The following is a 6442-nucleotide window of genomic DNA, read 5'->3' on the forward strand; positions in this document are numbered from 1 at the left end:
TCAACCCTTGCAGAACTTCACAATTCAGCTGAAGTTTTGCAAGGGTTTTGTTTTTTGAGCGAACTGTAGTTAAATATTTTCAAGATGTGAATAAGGTTTGCAGTGCAGATTATTAAGTGTTATTAAGTTGCACATTAGTAACTGAAAAGCGAAAGACAATGAAAAAATTATTACAACCTTTGGTAATTGCTGCTTTGGCAATCCCGACTTTGGCGATGGCGAATACTCCTGCAACAACGACTGCAGCAAAAGTAGCCGCTGCGCAAGGTGCAACGACAGCACCTGCAACGGTACAAGACACCAATGTGACGGTAATGAGTCCACGTACAGGCATTAAGTACACATTCCCGAATCCAAATCAACGCCCGATTATTTTAAAAACGGCAGCAGTTGCCCCAGCAACGTCAGAAACGGCAAGTCGTATTGTCGCAACCAATCCAGCACTTTCTGTGGAAAGTCAGGAGCAGGCAAGACAGACTCTTGCGGGCAGTCCAACTCAGTTAGCTGCAAACTAAGCGTATTGATCTAAAGCAGCCTACGGGCTGCTTTTTTTATGCATCATTTTTATTTCAAGATGGCGTTTATCATGGTGCATCAGACATCTTGATGAGTCGAGAATCACTTTTTCTAGGGAAAAGGATATCTATTATGAAATTGCCTGAAACACCTCGATTTTTAGTTGTATTTCTACTAAGCTGTGACACTTACTTGAACAACAAAGTGGATATTTAAAAATGGCAGTGGGTGACGTTACTATGCCACAGATGCATGTGGTCAAAGGAGTAAAAATCGGTTCGGCTGAAGCTTATATTCGCTATCAGAACCGACGTGATCTGGTCATTTTTGAATTCGCTGAAGGTTCAAATGTTGCAGGTGTCTTTACCCAAAATGCATTCTGTGCAGCACCAGTTCATGTGTCTAAGGCACATTTGGCGGTTGGTAATCCACGTTATTTAATTATCAATACGGGCAATGCCAATGCGGGTACGGGTCCGTTGGGAATGCAAAATGCCCAAGAGACCTGTACACAATTGGCACAGTTGGCAGGCGTAACTGTAGAACAGATTTTACCGTTCTCAACAGGGGTGATTGGTGAGCAATTACCAATGCCGCGTTTGGTTGCAGGCTTACAACCAGCTTTAGACAGCCTACAAGAAGATGCTTGGACAGATGCGGCTTTTGGCATCATGACCACAGATACTACACCCAAAGGGGCTTCTGAACAGTTTGAGCTTGATGGTGTGCTCTATACCATGACGGGTATTTCTAAAGGTGCGGGCATGATTCGTCCAAATATGGCGACTATGCTTAGCTACGTGGCGACGGATGCTCCAATTTCTCGTGCATTGGTACAACAACTGTTACACATTAGTGTGAACCAATCCTTTAACCGTATTACCATCGATGGGGATACCTCAACCAATGATTCATGTATCTTTGTAGCCACAGGTCAAGCGGGTGGTGTGGAGATTTCATCCGCCGAAGATGCTCGTTATGTCGCAGTATTGGACGTGTTAAACCGAGTGATGAAACGTTTGGCACAGCTGATTGTACGGGATGGTGAAGGTGCAACCAAATTTATGACCGTGTCGGTAGAAGGCGGTGCCGATACCCAAGAATGTTGTGATATTGCGTATAGTATTGCTCACTCGCCATTGGTTAAAACAGCATTTTTTGCGTCAGATCCAAACTGGGGGCGTATTTTGGCTGCCATTGGTTATGCAGGCGTGAAAAATTTAGAGGTTGAAAAAATTCAGGTTTGGTTAGATGATGTACAAATCTGTAAGGATGGTGGCGCAGCAGCTGATTATACGGAAGCAGAAGGCGCACGCGTAATGGCACAACCAGAGATTACCATTCGGGTGGACTTGGGTCGCGGACAAGCGAAGGACACGGTCTATACCTGTGATTTATCTTATGACTATGTCAAAATTAACGCAGATTACCGTTCTTAATGGAATTTGAGTGAAGAAAAGCCTCCGTCGTGAGGCTTTTTTAACAATCATGGTTTTTTGAATGACTGGTCAATTTCAAAGATGAAATTAACCGTGTTATGGATGCACCGCTTGTGAACAAGCAGCTGGGATAGAGAAGACGTTTTTATGAATGATGCGACCAATTTAATTGCCAATGACGCAAAATCGATTGTGCAGGCGCATTTAGACCGTTTAGGCGAGCCAAAAGACAATCATTGGACTGAGCAAGCCAAACTGGAAAAATTTGAACAAATCAAAGCGGAATTGAAAAAACGTGATGCTGTTCTGGTCGCGCATTATTACTGCGATCCTGAAGTGCAGGAATTGGCGGAATTAACTGGCGGCTGTGTATCGGATTCCTTGGAAATGGCGCGTTTTGGTCGTGATCATGCAGCCTCAACATTGGTTGTGGCAGGGGTAAAATTCATGGGGGAAACAGCAAAAATCCTGTCCCCTGAAAAAACCGTGCTGATGCCAACCCTCGAAGCAACCTGTTCACTTGATTTGGGCTGTCCTGTGGATGAGTTCACCGCATTCTGTGATCAACATCCTGATCATACCGTTGTGGTCTATGCCAATACCTCTGCGGCAGTTAAAGCGCGTGCAGATTGGGTCGTGACCTCTAGCTGTGCGGTTGAAATCATTGAGCATCTAGACAGCTTGGGTGAGAAGATCATTTGGGCACCCGATCAGCACTTAGGCCGTTATATCCAGAAGAAAACAGGCGCAGATATGCTGCTTTGGGATGGCGCGTGTATCGTACATGAGGAATTCCGTGCACGCGGGATTGCCAACATGAAAGCCCTCTATCCAGATGCAGCAGTTTTGGTGCACCCAGAGTCTCCTGAATCGGTAGTGGATATTGCAGATGCAGTGGGAAGTACTTCGCAGTTAATTAAAGCTGCGCAGACTTTACCGCATGAGCGTTTAATCGTGGCAACCGATCGCGGCATCTTCTACAAGATGCAGCAAGCTGTACCGAACAAAATTCTGGTCGAAGCACCAACAGCGGGTGAGGGAGCGACGTGTCGTTCTTGCGCGCATTGCCCATGGATGGCAATGAATGAGCTGGATGGCATTTTGCAAGTTTTACAGCAAGGTGATCAGGAAATTCATGTCGATCCAGCCTTGGCAGAGCGTGCAAAATTACCTTTGGATCGTATGTTAAGTTTCAGTGCGAGCTTAAAGCGTTAAAATTTGTATAAAAAATATCAGAAATGCTTGATATTTATACGTTTGACGCTTTTTTTTAACTTTTTTTAAATATAGGTGTTGACGTTCTTTGGCGTCACGCCTAGAATGCACACCGTACCGCACGATGTGCGATACGATAAAAGCTGAGATGAATCGGAGCATAGCACAGCCTGGTAGTGCACCTGGTTTGGGACCAGGGGGTCGTAGGTTCGAATCCTACTGCTCCGACCAATTCTTCAAGGCAGAGTATCGCATGATACCAAGTATCATCGGTCATGCGCCTGTAGCTCAGTTGGATAGAGCATCCGCCTTCTAAGCGGATGGTCACAGGTTCGAATCCTGTCAGGCGCGCCATTTGGTAGCTTGGTACTGTAGAACTTTATAGTGGTGGATGTAGCTCAGTTGGTAGAGCCCTGGATTGTGATTCCAGTTGTCGCGGGTTCGAATCCCGTCATTCACCCCAATTTCGGAGCATAGCACAGCCTGGTAGTGCACCTGGTTTGGGACCAGGGGGTCGTAGGTTCGAATCCTACTGCTCCGACCATCATCTTAAAGATGAAATAAATAATCCGCTTTATTGCGGTTTTTTTATGTCTAAAATTTAATACATTTCTACATTTCTACATTTCTACATTTCTACATTTCTACATTTCTACATTTCTACATTTCTACATTTCTACATTTCTACATTTCTACATTTCTACATTTCTACATTTCTACATTTCATTCTTGTTTAAGAATGTTATTGAGCTACTCAATTGTATTTTTGCTGATTGAAATCCATAAAAAAGGTTGCCTAAGCCTAAGACTCGACAACCTGACCTGTCATTTAGATGACCTTCAAATATTAATACAAATATTTTTAGTCTGATTCCCAATCATTCTAGTACGCTGGAATTAAGGGATAATAATAATATTCACGCGGCGGTTGGTTGCACGATTTTCTTCAGAAGTGTTTGCAACTAAAGGTTGTGTAGCACCTCGTCCAATTGTTTGTAGATTATTGCTTTGAAAGCCAGTATTGAGGAAAATACTGGAAACGCTGGTTGCACGTTTTTCAGAGAGGGTTTGGTTGTAAGCAGCGTCACCAATGTCATCAGTATGCCCGACAATCTTAATTTTATTGAGATTGTATTTCTGCAATTGCGTAGAAAGGCGAGTGAGTTCATTGGTTTGTTCGGGCTTAATTTCATAGCTGTCAAAGCTAAATAAAAGGCGCTCAGGTAAACGGAGGCTCCAACCTTCTTCCGTCAGCACGAAACCTTCCTTTTTAAGCATACGCGCTTGTTTGTAGTTGAGATGTCCCCAACTTGCACATGCACTTAAAACGCTGCTGAGCAGGAGTACAAGTACAAGTTTTATGGGGCGAGAAAAAGTTATCATTGTTGAGTTCCTAGTGGAGAGAGAAGTACCAGCCTTGTTGCAATGTTTTGGCTTTATACATTGCGCTGTCGGCGGCAGTGATGAGATCTTCGGGGCTATGTGCTTGTTCGGTAGAGGCGATGCCGATCGAGAAGCTGAAACGAATTTCGTGCTGTTCAAACTGCAAAGGTTGTTCGCAGCATTGCAGTAGGTTTTCGCTAATTTTGGCCAGATGCTCGGTCTTGTTAATATTGCGAATCAGAATGGCAAACTCATCGCCACCTAGCCGAGCAATAAAATCATCTTGTCGTAAACGATCTTTGAGGCGTCGCGCCATTTCTTGCAGTACGGCATCTCCCGCCAAATGACCATATCGATCATTAATTTCTTTAAAATTGTTATTATCTATAAAGAATAATGCGGTTGAATGGGATGCAGCTTGCTCAAAGATCGACAATAAAGTTTGATAGAAATAATGTCGATTTGGCAGTTGAGTCAGTTGATCGTGCAATGCCTGATGCGCAAGAACATCATTCTCTGCGCGTAATTTTTGCGTGGAAGCCTGAATTTTATCGAGTAATTCATTAAAAACATCATTCAGTTGTTGCAACTCTTTGATGTTGGAGCGAGGTAGACGTAATTGATAGGCTTTGTATTCGCTAATTTCACGTGCAGTTGACACTAAAGGATGAATGGACTGCATCAAATATTGATAGGTTGAGCGTACCGACCAAAGCAGTGCAAACAAAATTAAAATAATGGCCAAACATAAGCCAATTAAAATTTTAAAGAAAAAATCTAATAAGCTTTGCGAGCTGCCATAGACCACAATGGAGCCGTAATATTGTTGATTATGCTGAATTGAAATTTGAATCGGCTGTTGGAAAAACAGATGATCTAAAATTCCTTGTGTGCTCTGGAAGGATTGAACAACCTGTTTACTGTTGGCAATTTCTTGATTAGATGGATCAAGCACCTGAATCGAGCGAATAGAATATTGTGTGGTGTAGTCACTCAAAATTTGCTGCATGGTCATTCGGTCATTGAAGACAATTGCAGGTTGTATGCGCTCACTTAATGCTTCAGCCAGAATATTTAAGCTCTGTTTGGCGTAGGTATTCATGGTGTAGGTCGAAACAACCACGAAAATAATAGTACAAATCGAAAATGTTAAAGCAAAAATGGCGAGTTGCGAGCGTTTAAACAAAGATTGTAATGAGGTCATGCGAGAGTATATCGCCATGGTTATTGCTCCGTAGACTTCGCAAGCAGCAACACACGCGGGTCAACTCTTACTTTAGATTGGCTTAAGCTATCGAGGTTTACCTTAAATGAGGTTTTGTTATTTTGGGTATAGAGACAGAAAGCACTACCCATTTCACAATCTTGATTGGTCGAACTAAAAGACAATGGTGGATCAGGTCTTTGGCTATAAATAATTTTTTGTTCTTCTTGTGGTGAAAAGGTAGATAGAAAAATTGCATTGCATGACGATTTTTCTAATTCATTTAAACGAATGGATGAAATTTTGTAGTGATAGCCATGTAAGCGCAGGGCTTGATTAAATTGCACGGCATAGTTTGGATTATCAATTACGCAGAGTGCGGGGGTTGGAGTATTCCATTTAGCATAGCTTAAGATGGAAAGCGTAATAATAAACATATTATGTGCAGAAACGGCATATACGGGTATTGCCATCAGGGCTGTGATGGAAAAAAGTGCAAAAACCCGCAAATAAGTGATAACCATTTCAAATAATATTATAAATAAGTGAATTTGGTTGATGATTGTAGCGAATCTGTATCAATAAAAATAGACATGGGTTTTCTTTAAAAGAGTCCTCAATTTATTACATTTGATTAAAAAAACAACGCTTGATAAATAAATTAAGCAAAGGGTGTTGCAAGAGA

The 6442-nt window shown here is 42.4% G+C and carries 6 protein-coding genes and 4 tRNA genes; 7 read left to right on the forward strand and 3 right to left on the reverse strand.

All coding sequences use genetic code 11. The features are described from left to right. Positions 1-158 precede the first annotated feature (158 nt). The 7 genes from GWK51_RS08160 to GWK51_RS08190 all read left to right on the forward strand — a co-directional run bounded on the left by GWK51_RS08160 (position 159) and on the right by GWK51_RS08190 (position 3714). Positions 159-515 carry a hypothetical protein gene (locus GWK51_RS08160; protein ID WP_161933325.1) on the forward strand — a complete coding sequence of 119 codons (357 nt, stop codon included), beginning with the start codon at positions 159-161 and terminating at the stop codon, positions 513-515. Between the two features lie 219 nt (positions 516-734). After that, the gene (gene argJ, locus GWK51_RS08165) at positions 735-1955 is read left to right on the forward strand and encodes a bifunctional glutamate N-acetyltransferase/amino-acid acetyltransferase ArgJ (protein ID WP_161933326.1); all 1221 of its coding nucleotides are present in this window, start codon (positions 735-737) and stop codon (positions 1953-1955) included. 147 nt (positions 1956-2102) lie between these two features. Next, positions 2103-3170 carry a quinolinate synthase NadA gene (gene nadA, locus GWK51_RS08170; RefSeq protein ID WP_161933327.1) on the forward strand — a complete coding sequence of 356 codons (1068 nt, stop codon included), beginning with the start codon at positions 2103-2105 and terminating at the stop codon, positions 3168-3170. A gap of 154 nt (positions 3171-3324) precedes the next feature. Further along, positions 3325-3401: transfer RNA gene (locus GWK51_RS08175), tRNA-Pro, on the forward strand. Positions 3402-3447: 46 nt separating this feature from the next. Then, positions 3448-3524, forward strand: a tRNA-Arg gene (locus GWK51_RS08180). 33 nt (positions 3525-3557) lie between these two features. Continuing rightward, a tRNA-His gene (locus tag GWK51_RS08185) sits at positions 3558-3633 on the forward strand. A 4-nt stretch (positions 3634-3637) separates the two neighbouring features. After that, positions 3638-3714, forward strand: a tRNA-Pro gene (locus GWK51_RS08190). 353 nt (positions 3715-4067) lie between these two features. Here GWK51_RS08190 and GWK51_RS08195 read toward each other — a convergent pair. From GWK51_RS08195 to GWK51_RS08205, 3 genes are read right to left on the reverse strand one after another with little or no spacing between them, the layout of a single operon-like run. Further along, positions 4068-4553: an OmpA family protein gene (locus tag GWK51_RS08195; RefSeq protein ID WP_161933328.1), complete on the reverse strand. Its 486-nt coding sequence runs from the start codon at positions 4551-4553 to the stop codon at positions 4068-4070. A gap of 10 nt (positions 4554-4563) precedes the next feature. Continuing rightward, positions 4564-5775: a sensor domain-containing diguanylate cyclase gene (locus tag GWK51_RS08200; RefSeq protein ID WP_161933329.1), complete on the reverse strand. Its 1212-nt coding sequence runs from the start codon at positions 5773-5775 to the stop codon at positions 4564-4566. 2 nt (positions 5776-5777) lie between these two features. Further along, entirely contained in the window at positions 5778-6230 is a 453-nt protein-coding gene (locus tag GWK51_RS08205; RefSeq protein WP_161933330.1) for a YfiR family protein, read from the reverse strand. Positions 6231-6442: the final 212 nt, after the last annotated feature.

It is taken from the genome of Acinetobacter kanungonis, assembly GCF_009939195.1.
Taxonomy (GTDB): Bacteria; Pseudomonadota; Gammaproteobacteria; order Pseudomonadales; family Moraxellaceae; genus Acinetobacter; species Acinetobacter kanungonis.